General features: G+C 70.3%; 12 protein-coding genes. 4 read left to right on the top strand and 8 right to left on the bottom strand.

Annotated features, from left to right (window positions below; all coding sequences use genetic code 11):
* Positions 1-16: 16 nt before the first annotated feature.
* From E8A74_RS41985 to E8A74_RS53345, 5 genes are all read right to left on the bottom strand, one after another.
* Positions 17-2053, bottom strand: a complete 2037-nt coding sequence (locus E8A74_RS41985; protein WP_136934759.1) for a S9 family peptidase — start codon at positions 2051-2053, stop codon at positions 17-19.
* 28 nt (positions 2054-2081) lie between these two features.
* Positions 2082-3038, bottom strand: coding sequence for a peptidase associated/transthyretin-like domain-containing protein (locus E8A74_RS41980; RefSeq protein WP_136934758.1), 957 nt, complete (start codon positions 3036-3038; stop codon positions 2082-2084).
* Between the two features lie 2 nt (positions 3039-3040).
* Positions 3041-4585: a Kelch repeat-containing protein gene (locus tag E8A74_RS41975; protein ID WP_136934757.1), complete on the bottom strand. Its 1545-nt coding sequence runs from the start codon at positions 4583-4585 to the stop codon at positions 3041-3043.
* A 4-nt stretch (positions 4586-4589) separates the two neighbouring features.
* Positions 4590-6272, bottom strand: coding sequence for a serine/threonine-protein kinase (locus E8A74_RS41970; protein WP_170229781.1), 1683 nt, complete (start codon positions 6270-6272; stop codon positions 4590-4592).
* A 172-nt stretch (positions 6273-6444) separates the two neighbouring features.
* Positions 6445-7365, bottom strand: coding sequence for a RipA family octameric membrane protein (locus tag E8A74_RS53345; protein ID WP_170229780.1), 921 nt, complete (start codon positions 7363-7365; stop codon positions 6445-6447).
* 199 nt (positions 7366-7564) lie between these two features.
* On the opposite strand from E8A74_RS53345, the gene E8A74_RS53340 reads away from it, so the two are divergent.
* A complete protein-coding gene (locus E8A74_RS53340; RefSeq protein WP_170229779.1) occupies positions 7565-8680 on the top strand; it encodes a hypothetical protein in 1116 nt (371 codons plus the stop codon).
* A 19-nt stretch (positions 8681-8699) separates the two neighbouring features.
* On the opposite strand, the gene E8A74_RS41945 is transcribed toward E8A74_RS53340, so the two are convergent.
* On the bottom strand, positions 8700-10127 hold the full coding sequence (locus E8A74_RS41945; RefSeq protein WP_136934752.1) for a protein adenylyltransferase SelO family protein: 1428 nt from the start codon (positions 10125-10127) through the stop codon (positions 8700-8702).
* Between the two features lie 328 nt (positions 10128-10455).
* Between E8A74_RS41945 and E8A74_RS41940 the strand changes: the two genes are divergently transcribed.
* Entirely contained in the window at positions 10456-12006 is a 1551-nt protein-coding gene (locus E8A74_RS41940) for a M17 family metallopeptidase (protein WP_136934751.1), read from the top strand.
* A gap of 32 nt (positions 12007-12038) precedes the next feature.
* Here the strand turns inward: E8A74_RS41940 and E8A74_RS41935 are convergent, their stop codons facing one another.
* Entirely contained in the window at positions 12039-12956 is a 918-nt protein-coding gene (locus tag E8A74_RS41935; RefSeq protein WP_232379986.1) for a LysR family transcriptional regulator, read from the bottom strand.
* Between the two features lie 83 nt (positions 12957-13039).
* Here E8A74_RS41935 and E8A74_RS41930 point away from each other — a divergent pair, with 83 nt between their 5' ends.
* Both E8A74_RS41930 and E8A74_RS41925 read left to right on the top strand, forming a co-directional pair.
* On the top strand, positions 13040-13933 hold the full coding sequence (locus E8A74_RS41930; protein ID WP_136934750.1) for an SDR family oxidoreductase: 894 nt from the start codon (positions 13040-13042) through the stop codon (positions 13931-13933).
* A 116-nt stretch (positions 13934-14049) separates the two neighbouring features.
* Positions 14050-14439: a hypothetical protein gene (locus tag E8A74_RS41925; RefSeq protein WP_136934749.1), complete on the top strand. Its 390-nt coding sequence runs from the start codon at positions 14050-14052 to the stop codon at positions 14437-14439.
* A 75-nt stretch (positions 14440-14514) separates the two neighbouring features.
* Here E8A74_RS41925 and E8A74_RS41920 read toward each other — a convergent pair whose 3' ends face one another.
* On the bottom strand, positions 14515-14757 hold the full coding sequence (locus E8A74_RS41920; protein WP_136934748.1) for a beta propeller repeat protein: 243 nt from the start codon (positions 14755-14757) through the stop codon (positions 14515-14517).
* Positions 14758-14867 lie beyond the last annotated feature (110 nt).

The following is a 14867-nucleotide window of genomic DNA, read 5'->3' as shown; positions in this document are numbered from 1 at the left end:
CGCGTTTTTTGGGGTATCAGGGAGCGGCCTTCGCCTTCACGTGTTTGTCGAGGAACTGGATCATCGCGGGGAACGCGACGAGTCGGTTCTTACGCTTGGCGATGCCGTGGCCCTCGTCCTCGAAGGTCATGAGCTCGACGGGCAAGTTGCGCTTCTTGACGGCCTCGGCGATCTGGCGAGCCTCGCCGATGGGGACGCGGGGATCCCGGGTGCCGTGCACGACCATGAGCGGGGCCTTGATGCGGTCGACCTTGTGGATGGGGCTCACGCGGTCGAGGAAGGCGCCGTCCTTCGCCAGCGAGCCGTATTCGGCTTCGCGCAGGGCCCGGCGATAAGGAGCGGTTTGTTCGAGGAAGGTGCGGAAATTGGCGATGCCCACGATGTCGACGCCGGCCGCCCATTGATCGGGGTAGAGCGTGAGCCCGGCGAGGACCATGTATCCGCCATAGCTGCCGCCCATGAGCGCGATCCGCGTGGGATCGACGTCGGGGCGGGCCGCGATGAACTTGCCGACCTCGGAGAGATCCCGGACCGAGTCCTCGCGTTTCTCCTTGTCGTCGAGGTGGGAGAACGATTTGCCGTAGCCCGTCGAGCCGCGCACGTTCGGGGTCGCCACCGCATACCCGGCGAGCGCGAGTGATTGCACGAGCGGGCTGAAGGTGGGCTGGGCCTGTCCCTCGGGGCCGCCGTGCACGGAGATCACGACGGGCCGTTTCTCGCCGGCCGCGGGCGTCGTCTGGTAATAAAAAAACGAGACGGCGCGGCCGTCGGAGGTCTTCATCGTGAGGAGCTCCGGCGAGACGAGCTTCGAGGTGTCGATGCCCGCGTGGTGGCTCTTCGTCGCGCGCGTGACCGCGGCCGTCGCGACGTCGACGCGATAGACCTCGGTCGGGAGGTTCGGGCGCTCGAGGCCGACGAAGGCCGCGTCGCCGGTCGGGGCGAGGTTCACGCTCGTCACCACGCCGCCGAGGTCGGCCTTCTTCTTCGCCACGATCTTCCGCTTCGCGTCGAGCGTGACGACGTGCACCTCCTCCACGCCGCCGACGTTCACCGTGAGCGCGACGATGTCCTCGGGCTGGGACGCCTCGGCCTTGGGGCTCGTGTACGCGGGGACGGTGACGTCCTGCACGTCGTGATCGGGTTCGAAGATCGGGGTGATCTTGCCGCTGGTGATGTCGAGCGCCACGAGCGAGAGGAACTCACGGCCGCGATCGGTGAGCACGAGCAAGGACTTGCCGTCGCGCGTGAAGCGCGGGGCGCCCCAGCGCTCGTCACCCTTGTGCTTCGTGAGGAGCTTTTTCGTGCCGGTCTTCGTGTCGACGAGCCAGAGGTCTTGATCGAAGCCGGAGCGGACCTCGACGACGACGACACGATCGCCGTCGAAATCAGCGACGGCGTGGCTGCCCGAGAGCTCGGCGATGGGCTTCTTGCCGAACGTGTCTTTTTTCGCGGGCAGCGCCTCGACGTAGAGGTCCATGTCCTTGCCGTTGCGCGCGTTCGAGGTGAACGCGAAGCGCTTGCCGGCGTCGTCGAAGACGGGGAGCGTGTGCTTGACCTTGGGCGCGTCCGTGAGCGCCTGCGTGGCCTCGGGCTTGTCGCCCGCCGCGAGGTCGAGCCAGTGGATCTGATCGTTCTCGTCGCCGCCCTTGTCCTTGAGGAACACGGCGCCCGCGCCGCCGGGCGCGACGCGCAAATCCGAGACGCGGTCCGGGAACTTGGTGAGCTGCACCGGGGCCTGCGGCTCGGCCGTGGGCGCCGCGTCGAGCGAGGCCGAGAAGATCTGCATCGTGCCCGGGGCATCCGAGAGGAACAGGAATTTCTCGCGGCCGAGCGCGCGTGGGGCCGTCGCGCGGTGCACGTCGAGGAGCTGTTCGAGCGTGATGCCCGAAGAGGGAGCGGCCTCGGCAGGAGGCGCGGGCGTCGTCTCCGGCGAGGGGCCGAACGTGGGAGGGACGAGGGCGGCCGGCGGGACCGGCACGGGCTTCGGCGGCTCCGGCGAGGCGCAGGAGGCGAGGCCCGTGGCGACGAGGAGGGCGAGTCGCGGAAGGCGCATGCGCGCGATGCTACCAGACGCGGCGCGATCAGAAACGGCCGACGAGGCCGATCCCGGTCGGCGAGACGAACGGCCGCACCGAGACCTCGGAGGGATCGGTCGGCGGGTCGGGCGGCTTGCCGAGGAGCAGCATCGCGAGCCCCGCACCCGCGGCGAGGACGCCGGCGCTGCCGACGATGTCCCCCGCGAGCGCGAACCTGCGCGCTTGCGCGGCCTCGGGCCCGTCCTGCACGGGGGCATCGGAGGCCTTTTGAACACCAATCAATCCGACCGTGAGGCCCGACGCGAGGGCGACGGCGCCGCCGGCGAGGAGGAAGATCGGCACGATGGGCTGCTCGGGCGGGAGCGGCGGCGTGCCACCGCCGGGCGGCTTCAAGGGGCCGGGGCCGGGTCCCTTCGGGCCGAGCGGCACGAGCGTCACCGTGATCGCCTTCTGTTCGCCCTCGCCGACCTTGGCGCGCGTCGTGGCCTCGCGGTAGCCCTGCGCGCGCACGACGATCGTGTGCTCGCCCGGATCGACGATGCGCGGCAAGCCGAGCGCCGCCTGCGGGACCTCGGCGCCGTCGACGCGCATGCTGAGCGCGGGCGGCGCGGCGGGGGCGATGTGGATGTCGAGCCGGCCGACGCGCAGCTCGAGCGCGGCGATGGCTTCACGCGCCGGCTGCTCGTACGGCTTGTTGGCTGCGTTCTGCAGATCCGCCTCGACGAGGAAGGCGCGGAAGCTCTCGAGGGCGTCGACGAGGCGGCCGATCTCGCGGTTCGCGACGCCGAGGCTGTAGAGGGTGAGCGGCGCGCGCCGGAGGGCGAGCGAGCGCATGTATCGCTCGCGCGCCTCGGCCCAGCGTCCCTCCTGCGCGAGTTTGGCGCCGTCGCGGAAGAGCTCACGCGCGAGGGCGACGTCCGCAGGGCTCTGCGCATGCGCGAGCCCATGGCTCCAGAGCATCGCAACGAGGACGAGGGAGGAGACGATACGCCTCGGGATCACGGTCAAGGACGGTAGCGCTCCCCCGCGGAGATCAAGGTGCCGTTGTCGAGCCCGCTCCAGAGGAGGATCTCCTCGCCGGTCCAGACGGCGACGCCGTACTCGTGATCGGCCATCGAGGGCCAGGGCGGGATCGCGCTCCACGACGCGTTCGTGACGTCGTACGCGGCTCCGTCGAGCGCGATCTTCTGCGTCGTGTCGAGGCCGCCGGCGAGGACGGCACGGGTGCCGGCGTAGCCCGCGACGCCGGTCCGGCCCATCGGCGCGGAGCGCTTTCCGTTCGTGGTCGTGGAGCTCCAGACGTTGCTCATCGGGTCGTAGATCGCAGCGTCTTCGAAGGCGGCGCCGGCCACGTCGCGCCCGCCGTGCACGAGCATCGTGCCGTTCATCCACACGGTGAACGCATCATACCGCGCGGTGGGCGCGTTCAGGGTGGAAAGGCTGCGCCACTTGTTCATCACGGGATCGTAGCCAAAACCCTCGTTCGACGCGCCGGCGGCGAAGGGGCGGCCGCCGAAGAGGAGCATCTCCGTGCCGGACCAGACCCACCCGGTGTTCGTGCGGGCGTTCGGCGCGCTGGCGGTGCTCATCGAGCTCCACTTGTTCATGGCGGGGTCGTAGAGCGCGCCGCCCGCGATGGGCGAGCCGCCGCTGCTGCCGCCCCAGATGAGCACGCGGCTGCCCGTGGAGAACGCGACGGGCGTGCGCCGGCCGATGGGCGCGATGCCGACGTCGCTCCACGTGTCGGTCGTGAGATCGTAGAGCTTGCCGGTGTTCAGCGCGGTGGAGCCGTTCGCGGGGCCGCCGCCCCAGACGAGGACACGCTCGCCGGTCCACACCGCGACGGCGTCGACGCGCGGCTCGGGCGCGCCCATGGCGCTGACGGCCGTCCACGTGTCGGTCTTGGGATCGTAGAGCGCGCCATCGCCGAGCGCGCCCTGCGCGTTCTGGCCGCCCCACACGAAGAGCTTCGTGCCCGCCCACGCGGCCGCGGCGCGTTGCCGCGGCGTGGGCGCGTTCATGGGGGTCATCTCCACCCAGCCGGGCTGACAGACTCCGCTCGCACACGCATGCCCCGCGAGGCAGTCCTTGAAACATGTGCCGCAGTGCTGCGGGTTCGAATCCAGGAGCGCGCAGACCTCGCCGCAGGCCTGCGTCTCCCCGCCACACTGGAGGACACACGTGTTGCCGAGGCACTCGTGATCCGCGGGGCAGTTCGCCGTCTCGCAGCACGCCGCGCAGCCCGCGTCGCCGCAGCAGCGCTCGCCGGCCGCACACGCCTGCCCGCAGCCTCCGCAGTGCTCGACGTTCGCCGTGACATCGACGCACGCGTCGGCGCAACACGCCTCGCTCGCGCTGCACGCGTTGTTGCACGGCGGAGCGCCGCCGCCCCCGTCGTTCCCGCTGCCGCCCGTGCCCGTGGCCCCGGCTCCGCCGACGTTTTCGAGGGGTTTGCCCGCGAGCTCCGACTCGGCGAGCAGCGAGCACGCGACGGGCGTGATCAGCAGGGGAAGGAGGAGGAGCGTGAGCGGCGTGCCACGAGCGTTCATGAGCTCAGAAGTTGGGTTCGGTGGGGACAGGCATGTTCGGACCCGGCCCCTTTTTGCCGCCGAGGGGCTTCGTGACGTTCGGCGCGTTCGTGCCCGGCGCGACCGGCTGCGCGGAGGCGTCGCTGCTGGCGCTCGATGCAGGCGCGGCGCTCGGGGGCGGCGCCGCGGAGGGCATCGCGGGGAGGATCGCGGCCTTCGTGTTGATCTCGCTCGGCAGCGGCGCGGTCAGGGCCGCGGGCGCGCGCGCGCTCGCATCGGTCTGCGTGGACGTATCTCCCTGCAGGTAGATCCACGCGCCCGCCGAGGCGGCGCCGACCGCGAGCGCGATCGGCCCGATCCAGAGCGCAGGCGAGCGTCGCTCGGGCGGGCGCGTGCTCGTCGTCGGCGAGGGGACGCTCGAAGGAGGGCGGATGGAACCGCTCGTCTCGGCGTCGCCCTCCGCGCTCTGCGTCGCGGGATCGGCCGCCTCGCCGTCGACGTCCGACGGCAAGCGCAGCGGAGCGATCTCGCGCTCGGAGATCATGCGCGGCCGCGGCGACGAGGGCTGCAGGGCGGACATCGGCGGCCTATCGGAGAGCGGCCGATGCTCCTCGGGTTCGAGCCAGTGGGCGCGGAGCGAGTTGCCCGCGGCGTCGGTCTCCACGCCGTGGCTCTGCGCCCACGCGGCGAGCGCGGCGCCGAGCTCGCGCATCGACTGCCAGCGATCGTCGGCCTCTTTCATGAGGCCTCGTTGCACGATCGACCAGAGCTCCTCGTCGTCGATCTCGTGCACGGACCAGGGCTCCGGATCGCGCAGCAAGATCGCGCTGAGCAGCGCGTTGTAGTTCCCCCCGTCGAAGGGCTTGAGGCCCGTCGTGACCTCGTAGAGCATCACGCAGAACGCCCAGATGTCGGTGCGATGATCGACGTCGCTGCGGCCACACGCTTGCTCGGGCGACATGTAGTGCGGGCTGCCGAGGATCACGCCCGCCTGCGTCGTCGTGCGCACGACCTCCTCGTGGTGCAGCTTCGCGATGCCGAAGTCGACGATCTTGGGCACGACAGCGCCGCGATCGTCGGTCACGAGCAGGACGTTGTCGGGCTTGAGATCCCGATGGACGATGCCCTTCGCGTGCGCGGCCGCGAGCGCGCTCGCGACGGGCAGGAGCGTGCGCACGGCGGCCGCGGGCGAGAGCCTGCGACGGCGCGAGATCGTCTGCCCGAGCGACTCGCCGTGCAGGACCTCCATCACGATGAAGGGGTCCTTCTGCTCCGTCGTGCCGAAGTCGAACACGCGCACGATCGAGGGATGCCCGATGCGCGCCGCGGCCCGCGCTTCTTGCAGGAGGCGCTGCGACGCCTCGGCCGTGGCGAAGTCGCGGCGGATGAGCTTGACGGCGACGTCGATGTCGAGCGTGAGGTTTTTCGCGAGCCACACCGCGCCCATGCCGCCCTCGCCGAGGACCTTCGACAGCCGGTACTTGCCGGCGATCACGTCCCCGGCGAGGTAACTCGCGGCGGGCGAGGCCTCGAACGGCGTGGAGCGCGGCGGCGTGGAGCGCGGCATTCCGGAGCGGGGCGCGTCCTGCGTGTCGGCCATGGCTCGCGCCTCCGCCTCCGAGGGATCGGGGTTCTCCGCTGCGCCCGTGATCGCGGCGCTGCTCGGCGGTCGAGCGGACGCGGGCGGGTGTTGGGACGAAGGCGGCATGAGGAAGCGAAGGGTACGCCCGAGCCGGGCACGCGGATCCAGCCGAACTATACCGCTCCCGCCGGACTCTCCACAACCCTCGCCGAGGTCCGGCTCTACGGACTCTTCCAAGGGCCCGTGAAGGCGCTGAAATTCCGCCCCTGCGGCAGGGGACGGTGTGCGTCCGGCGCGCTCAAGGTCGCAGCCGATCGAGCAGACCGACGAGCGAGGCCAGCGCGAACGCCAGGCCGAGAGCGTAGAGCGCGAAGAAGGTGGCCGGCACCGTGGCCTCGAGCCCCGAGAAGCCGAAGCGCTTCTTGCCGCGTGGCGCGTAGAGCCCCTCCCACTCGCGCGTGAAGACGCGGTAGCTGCCGACGAAGCGCCGCCGCTCCATGCGTCGGAGCTGGCGGTAGCGCCAGTCGACGAGGGCTTCGTACTGGAGGATCGTGCGCTTCCAGAGGTGGCACGCGAGCATGCCGATCACGAAGAGCGGGATCGTCACGAACGCGAGGCGCGTGCCCGTGAGCGCGAGGTCCTTGATCAGGAAGGCGACGACCGCCGAGAGGCCCGCGTTCACCGTGAGGAACGTCTGCGTCGTGCCGCGCCTGCGCTCGACGACGCGCTCGGTGCTGTCGAGAAGCAGGCGGTACTCGTCGAAGGCGTCCGTGCGCACGGGCGCGTGGGACGCATCCACCTCGGCGAGGATCTCGTGCACGACGTGGCGCTCGACGTCCCCTGCCGAACCCTCGTCGAGCTCGGCGAGGTCCCCGCGCGCGGGCAGGATGTCGGCGCGCAGATCGACGAACGGGGCGAGCGCGGGCCGATCGACGGCGACGAGCAGGAGCTTGTCGATCACTTTGACGAGCGCGGGGAGGAGCTCCTCGGGTGCGCCGATCTTGCCGGCGGCGACGCTGCGATCGACGAAGAGGACGATCGCGGCGGCGGACTTCGCGGCGCGGCCGAACGAGCGGGCGGGATCGGCGCTGTCGTCCTCTTCGGGCCAGCGCTTCACGCGCAGGCCGCGCTCTTCGAGGCGCTCGGTGATGCGGGAGGCGCGGCCGTCCTGGCTCGGGGCAGCGACGACGAGGAGCTCGGCCGGCGATGCGTCGTGCATGATGGCTCGGCGCATCAAACCAAGAGATGGCACGTTTGAACAGCATTGAATCGTCGCTGCCGCGGCGGCGAGCGCAGATGACGGGCGTCCGCCGTTCGGATATCGTGTTTCCGGGCAGGCGGGCCGCCCGCGAGAGGTGGCCCGGACGCCATCCGTGCCGGGAGCGAGCCGGCTTTCTTATTTTTCAGGAGGACGAACGATGAGCGGTTGGACGATGCGCGGCGCGCTCGTGGGGGCGACGATGGGTGCGTTCGCGGCGATCGGTATCGCGTCGTGTGCCCTGACGGATTACCAGCCCCCGACCGCGAATACCGGCGCGTCGACCGGCGGCGAGGGCGGAACCGGCGGTACGAGTGGCACCGGGGGCGCGGGCGGGATGCCGGGTCCAGGCGGCAGCGGCAGCGGCGGCGCTGGGGCTGCGGGCGGTTCGGGCGGCAATGGCGGCGCGCTCTGTTCGACCGGGTCGGTTTGTGTCCCGCCGGTGCCCACGGGGGATGGTTGGATCGGGCCCTTTTTGGGGCGCGCGACCGATCACCAGACGGGCCCTCAGCCGTGCCCGAGCGGCGGGCCGCCCGACGTCCTGCACGCCGACCCCTCGCCGAGCGAATGCAATGCCTGCGAATGCACGGTGTCTGAAGGTGTCGGGTGCAGCGGCGCCTTGCTTTCGTGCTGGGCGGGCGCCGGGTGCAACTCCGGCACGCCCAAGGACATCCCGAGCGGATGCACCGGGGGCGCCAGCCTGCCGGGGGGCGCGCTCGGCTCGTCCTGCAAGGTGACGGGTTTGCCCCAACCCAAGGTGGGCGTGGAGGCCGCGTGTGAGCCGACCGGCGAAGGTGGCGGCCTCAAGTACAAGCACCTCTGGCAAACCAACGTCTACCTATGCGACGCGTCCGCCGCCTCCGATTGCGCGGGCGGGGGCTCGTGCGTGACGCCGCAGGCGGGATTCTATAGCGATTCCATTTGCATTACGAAAGCCGCCGAGGTGGAGTGTCCCGAGGGCTGGACGTTCGAGCGATTCATGGCGTACGAGCAGTTCGCGGAGGGCCGGTCGTGTACGAGCTGCACGTGTGATGCGAGCAAGGTGGTTTGCCCCGTGGATGGGGTGTTCCTGACGACGCCATTCGAGCTCGGGTGCAGCGGCGACAACAAGATCCTGCCGAATACCTGCGTTGGTGTCGGCCTGGGCGGCTCGGTCGAGGTCAAGCCCCCGACGCCGCAGCTCGGCCCCGAGGCTTGTCCAATGCCCAAGGGCGAAGGCGCGGTGAAGACCTCAGGGCCCACGACGGTCTGCTGCGCCACCCTGCTTTCGCCCTGAATCGTCCCGGGTGCCGATTTCACCCCGCCGGCGCCTTCGCGCCGAGCGCCTCTCCCATGCGACGGATCTCCGCCACCTTCTCCTCGAACGGCGCCCAGTCCTCGTGCGCATCGATCGCGTGCCAGAGCGATTCAATTTCGTCGATGAGCAACGAGCACGGGGCATCCCCCTGGAAATACGGGTGCGAGAGCGCGTCGGGGCGGGCGGGCGTGTAGAGCTCGAACAAGCTCCGCAGCGCATCAAATCGTTCTCCTTGGTAAAACCTCGATGCCTCGCTCGCTCGTGCGCGCGCCTCGCTCTGGACACCGCCGTACCAGTCGAAGAAGAATCGATCGAAGGGGACCTGGCTGTCTTCGAGGAAAAGCTCGATGGCCTCGGTGAGGCTCGCGTCGACGTCCGGATCCGAGGGCGAGAGGCCCATCCGCGCGAGGAACGCGGCTGCGCGCGCCTCGCGCAGCCCCGGTTCGAATGCGCGCACCGCGGGGGCGAAGGCGGCCGAGGGGGAGACGAGGCGCAGGGCATCGGCGAGGCGCGTCAGGTTGAGCGCCACCGCGCGCGGCTGCTGCCCGAAGGCATACAGGCCCGTGTGATCGAAATAGGCCGCGATGAACGAGGGATCGAGCGTGGGCAGGAAGCGATATGGCCCATAATCGAAGCTCTCGCCCGTGATGTTCATGTTGTCGCTGTTCAAGACGCCGTGGACGAACCCGGCGGCGGTCCACGCGGCGACGAGCCGGGCCGAGCGCCGCGCCACGGCCTCGACGAACCGGACCGCCGGATCCGGGCCGCCGGCAGCCTCGGGCACGTAATGGGTGATGCAGAAGTCGAGCAATTGCGACAAACGCGCGACATCGCGGTGGTAGGCGTGCCGCTGGAACGTGCCGAAGCGGATATGGCTGTGTGAGAGGCGGACGAGGAGGGACGAGCGGGTGGGGGAGGGTTCGTCGCCTCGGAACAAGGCCTCGTGCGTTTCGAACAAGGAAAACGCCTTTGACGTGGGCACGGAGAGCGCTTCGAGCATCTCCGCGGCGAGCACCTCGCGCACGCCGCCCTTCAGCGTGAGCCGCCCGTCCCCGCCGCGCGAATACGGCGTCGTCCCGCTGCCCTTCGTGCCGAAATCGAGGAGCCTTCCGTCCTCGGGATCTTCGAGCTCAGCCAGGAGAAACCCGCGGCCGTCGCCGAGGTACGCGTTGTACACGTCGAACTGATGCCCGTGGTAGCGCAAGGCGAGCGGCGCGGGCAGGTTCTCCGGCAGGGGCTCGAGGCGACCGAAATGGCGCTCCCATTCCTCCGCGTCGAGCTCGCCGAGGCCGAGGCGGCTGGCCCAGCGCTGGTTGCGGAAGCGAAGTGTGCGGGTCGGGAATCGCGCGGCCGTGACGACGTCGGCGAAGCCGTCGCCGAGCAAGGAGATGCGGGGCGCGGGGCGGTAGCGGGGGGTGATCGGCATGGGCACGGGGGTTTGGGGGTTACGCTCGGCTCGTCCGAGCGTAGCCCCCATCGGCAAACGGGGGTTTGGGGGTTACGCTCGGCTCGTCCGAGCGTAGCCCCCATCGGCAAACGGGGGTTTGGGGGTTACGCTCGGCTCGTCCGAGCGTAGCCCCCATCGGCAAACGAGGGTTTGGGGGCGTAGCTCGGCTCGTCCGAGCGTAACCCCCAATCGGAAAACGGGAGTCATCTAAAGCACCTCGGCCCCGCTGGCCAGCACAAGCGTGCCGTCCGAAGCTTGACGCCCTCGGTTGCGGCGCCCGGGCGGCTTCCCTTAGGATGGGCCCCTGATGTCCTCCTACGATCCGCCGTTGCTCCTCGGTCAACCCGAGGACGCGCTCGCCCAAAGTTCCCTCGAAGGTTTGCCCTTTGACGCCCTGGTCCTCGTCGCGCCCTCGCCGATGAGCACGCGCGCGACGCTCACGGGCCCCGTGTCCGCGGCGCTCGCGTGCGCGCTCAAGGCCGACGCGGCGCTCGAGCGAGGCCCGCGGCCTCCGGCGGTGATCGCGGCGCCGGCGCTGCCCGGGGGGCGGCTCGTGGTGGTGCCGATGGGCGCGCTCGGCGAGGACACGGACGACGTGCGCAGCGTGGCGGAGGCCGTGGCCGCAGGGACGAGCCGCGCGGTGGACGCGGGCGCGACGCGGCCACTCGTGTGGGTGCATGCGCCTTCCGGGCCGCGGTTTGCCCGCGCGCGGGAGGTGGCGGCGCTCGCGGCGCTCGGCAGCCAGTGGGCGCCGGTCGAGGCGCGGGAGGCGAGCAAGGCGCCGCGCACGGCCGAGGCCGTGGGCATCGTGGGCCTCGACGAGGCGCGGGCGCGGTCGCTCTCGGCGATCGATCACGGGCGCGCGCTCTGCCGCGACATCGCGGGCACGGAGCCGGAGCGCATGGCGCCGCGCCGGATCGCGGAGCTTTGCGAGATCGCGTTTCGCGGCACGGGCGTGCGCGTCGAGGTGGAGCACGACGTGTCGGGGTATCCGCTGCTCGCCGCGGTGGCGCGGGCGTCGATGGGGGTCGAGCGTCACCGGCCGTGCGTGGTGCGGCTCTCGTACACGCCCGAGGCGCCGGCGTCGCGGACGCTCGTGCTCGTGGGCAAGGGCGTGACGTACGACACGGGGGGCGCGGATCTGAAGACGGACGGGCACATGGCCGGGATGTCGCGCGACAAAGGCGGCGCGGGCGCGGTCGCGGGGCTCGTGCTAGCGGCTTCGCTGCTCAAGCTGCCGGTGCGCGTGGTGGGGCTGCTCGGGCTCGTGCGGAACAGCGTGGGCGACGAGTCGTTCGTGAGCGACGAGATCATCCGCGCGCGTTCGGGCGTGCGGGTGCGCATCGGGAACACGGACGCGGAGGGGCGGCTCGTGCTGGCCGATCTTTTGGCCGAGGCGAAGACGATCGCGGAGCGCACGCCTTCGCCGACGTTGTTCTCGATCGCGACGCTCACGGGCCACGTGTACCGCGCGTTCGGGCCCTACGTCGGCGCGATCGGCAATGGCCCGGCGCAGCGGGCGGGGACGCTCGATCTGCTGGATCGGCTGGGCGAGGCGTGGGGGGAGCCGGTGGAGAAGTCGCGGCCGCGGCGGGAGGATTACTCGTTCGTGGCGCCGCGATCGAGCGCGGAGGACGTCGTCAGCTCGAACCGATTGGCGTCGGTGAACACGCCGCGCGGGCATCAATTTCCGTTTGCGTTCCTCGATATCGCGTCGGGCCTGCGGGGCGAGCGGATCCCGTTCGTGCACCTCGATATCGGGGGCGTGGTGGTGGATCCGCCGGATTGGCAATTCGGGCGGCCGACCGGGAGCCCCGTCGCGATGCTCACGGCGCTTCTGGGGCAGCCGGCGGAGTAGGGGAGACGCGAGCAAGCTCGCCGAACGAGCGCTTACGGTTCGTCGGTCGCCGCGGAGAGCGGGCGCTGCCGCAACATCTCGGCGAGCAGGTCGCGAAAGGCGGTCACCTTGCGTGGCACGTGCTTGCGGCCCGGATGCATCAAATAGACCGTCCCCGTGGTGACCACCCATTGCGGCAGGACGCGGACCAGGGTGCCTGCGGCGACGTCGGCGTCCGCGGCGAACGACGGGAGCGTCCCGATCCCCGCGCCCTGCTTCAATACCTCGCGCAGGAAGGACATGTCGTCGCTCGCCACGCGCGTGCGCACATCCACGGCGGTCCGGGAGCCCGGCTGCGTGAGGTACACGGGAGATGTCCCGACGAACCCGACCCAATCATACGACGCGAGCTCCTCCGGCGTGCGAGGCGCGCCTCGCCGGGCGACGTACGCAGGGGACGCGTAAAGCCGGAGGTTGATGGTGCCGACTTTCCTCGCGATGAGCGGTGAATCTCGCAAAGGCCCGACGAAGACCCGCAGCGCGAGGTCGAACCCCTCCGCCGCGAGATCCACCAGCTTGTTGGTCAGGTGCACCTCCACCTGGGTGCTCGGATACCGCGTCGTGAACCGCGTGACGGCCTCCGCGAGGACGGCGGCGCCGAGATCCACGGTCGTGGTCACGCGGAGCAGACCCGACGGGGCCTTTTCGCGCTCCGGCAGATCCGCGAGGGAGAGCTCGAGCGCCGCGAGCGAAGGCGCCACGCGATCATAAAGGGCCGCGCTCGCCGTGGTCGGCGACACTTTTCGCGTCGTCCGGTGAAACAGGAGGAGCCCGAGCGATTCTTCCAGCGCCGCGACGGCCCGGCTCACGGTCGAGCGAGGCACGCCGAGCCGCGCGGCGGCGTTCGAAAAGCTGCCCGTGTCGTGCACGGCGATGAAGGCGCGGACGAGGTTCAGATCGATTGTTGCCATCTTGCACCACAGACGCTCGAGAACGGAGATTGTCCTCAACGTAGCACGAGTTTAGATTCGGCGGGTCTTTCAAGGAGGAGAGCATGTCGAATCAAGCGTTTCTCGTGACGGGCGCCTCGGGCCACCTCGGCCGGCGCGTGCTCGAGCTTTTGCTCGCCCAGGGCGTGGGGCCGATCGTCGCGACCACACGAACGCCCGAAGCGTTGAAGGAGTTCGCCGCGAAGGGGGTCGAGGTCCGGCGCGCCGACTTCGAGGACGAAAAAGGACTCGCCGACGCTTTTCGAGGCGTGGGCCGCGCGCTGCTCATCAGCACCGACGCCCTCGATCGTCCCGGTCGCCGCCTCGCGCAGCACGCCGCCGCGCTGCGCGCGTTCGAGGTGTCTGGCGTGACGCACGTCGTCTACACGTCGCTCACGAACCCGCGCGTCGGCTCGCCCGTTCTCATTGCAGGGGACCATCGCGAGACCGAGGCGGCCCTCGCGGCCTCCCGCCTCGATTTCACGATCCTGCGCAACAACCTCTACGCGGACCTGCTACTTCAATCGCTTCCGCAGGCGATCGCTTCAGGGCAGCTCGTCGATGCGCGCGGCGAAGGCGCGATTGGGCTCGTCACGCGCGAAGACTGCGCGCGCGCGGCGGCGGCCGCCCTGTCCGGGGCCGCTGCGGGACGGCGTACGCTCGACGTGACGGGGCCCGCCACGGTGACGAGCGCAGAGATCGCAGCGATCGCGAGCGAGCTCTCGGGCCGCACCGTGAATCACGTGTCCGTGCCGCCGGACGCGCTCGAGGCCGGGCTCGTGCAGCACGGCCTTCCGCCGGGCGTGGCCAAGCTGCTCGTCTCGTTCGACGTCGCCGCGCAGAAAGGCGAGCTCGCGGTGGCAACGAGCGTGGTGAAGGATTTGACCGGCCACGCGCCGCAATCCGTCGCCGCGTTCCTCGAAGCGCACCGCGCGGCTCTCGTGCCTGCACGGAGCTGAGCGCCGGCGGCCCGGGCGCCTTCGGCCAGCATCCGTGCTGCGCGCCCAGGTGCGAGCACGGCCGTGCGTGCAAAAGGACTTGTGTCCGGGCGCCCATCGGGCCATCACTCGGGGCCATGGGGAAGATCTTCCTGGCAGCCGCGATGTTCCTGGCACTGAACGGGTGCGGCAACGAGTGCAGCTTCAAGGAACAATGCAATGGCAACGTACTGGAAATCTGCGGGGAAGGACCGGACCAGGTCGTCAACCGGAAGGTGAGCAGTACGCCTTGCGAGGCGCCCAACGAGGTCTGCGTCGAACCCACGGAGGGCTTGGCCTACTGCGCGCGCGCGCCGGAAACCACGTGTGACGACACCTTCGACGGCGCGTGCGACGGCACGGTCCGGCTGATGTGCAGTCCAAAGCTCATCAGCCCCGAGGGGGTTTCCCGCTTCGTGGTGGCGTTCGACTGCGCGGACTCAAACCAGACATGCGTCGACGAGGGAATGACGGCACGTTGCCAATAGGCCTTTCCCCCGAAGCTCTCGAAGGCTCACCCTTCACCCCTATCTCCGTGGTCGTGCGACCGCAAGCCCATGCGCTCAGCGTGTCCCGTAATGGAACACGCCGCTCGGGATCGCGAGGTTCGTCGCTGCGACCCACGCCTCGGCGCCGGCCTCCTTCTTCGCGAAATCGACCACCAGAGACTGCACCTCGAGCCCTTCGAGCGCGAGGTTCTGGAAGGTTCGCCCCGCGTCCTCGGAGCGCCAGATCCCTTCACCCCAGGTCCCGAGCCACACCCGCCGGCCGTCGTGTGGATCCACGGCGAGGACACGAGAAGTCATCTCATAAATCTTCCAGGAGTCTCCTGAGGTACACGACGATGCATCCGAGGTGGACAAAGCCAAGGAAGTTTTCGACGTGGCGCTCGTACCGTACCACGATGCGACGGAAG

Origin of the sequence: Polyangium fumosum (genome assembly GCF_005144585.1) — a bacterium.
Lineage (GTDB): Bacteria > Myxococcota_A > Polyangia > Polyangiales > Polyangiaceae > Polyangium > Polyangium fumosum.
This window is presented reverse-complemented; position numbering and strand designations above follow the sequence as displayed.

Bases quoted from the DNA above. Each gene is read 5' to 3' on its own strand.
- E8A74_RS53340 (WP_170229779.1), top strand. From the start codon at position 7,565: ATGAGCGGTTGGACGATGCGCGGCGCGCTCGTGGGGGCGACGATGGGT.
- E8A74_RS41920 (WP_136934748.1), bottom strand. From the start codon at position 14,757: ATGACTTCTCGTGTCCTCGCCGTGGATCCACACGACGGCCGGCGGGTG.
- E8A74_RS41935 (WP_232379986.1), bottom strand. From the start codon at position 12,956: ATGGCAACAATCGATCTGAACCTCGTCCGCGCCTTCATCGCCGTGCAC.
- E8A74_RS41945 (WP_136934752.1), bottom strand. From the start codon at position 10,127: ATGCCGATCACCCCCCGCTACCGCCCCGCGCCCCGCATCTCCTTGCTC.
- E8A74_RS53345 (WP_170229780.1), bottom strand. From the start codon at position 7,365: ATGCACGACGCATCGCCGGCCGAGCTCCTCGTCGTCGCTGCCCCGAGC.
- E8A74_RS41970 (WP_170229781.1), bottom strand. From the start codon at position 6,272: ATGCCGCCTTCGTCCCAACACCCGCCCGCGTCCGCTCGACCGCCGAGC.
- E8A74_RS41940 (WP_136934751.1), top strand. From the start codon at position 10,456: ATGTCCTCCTACGATCCGCCGTTGCTCCTCGGTCAACCCGAGGACGCG.
- E8A74_RS41985 (WP_136934759.1), bottom strand. From the start codon at position 2,053: ATGCGCCTTCCGCGACTCGCCCTCCTCGTCGCCACGGGCCTCGCCTCC.
- E8A74_RS41930 (WP_136934750.1), top strand. From the start codon at position 13,040: ATGTCGAATCAAGCGTTTCTCGTGACGGGCGCCTCGGGCCACCTCGGC.
- E8A74_RS41925 (WP_136934749.1), top strand. From the start codon at position 14,050: ATGGGGAAGATCTTCCTGGCAGCCGCGATGTTCCTGGCACTGAACGGG.
- E8A74_RS41975 (WP_136934757.1), bottom strand. From the start codon at position 4,585: ATGAACGCTCGTGGCACGCCGCTCACGCTCCTCCTCCTTCCCCTGCTG.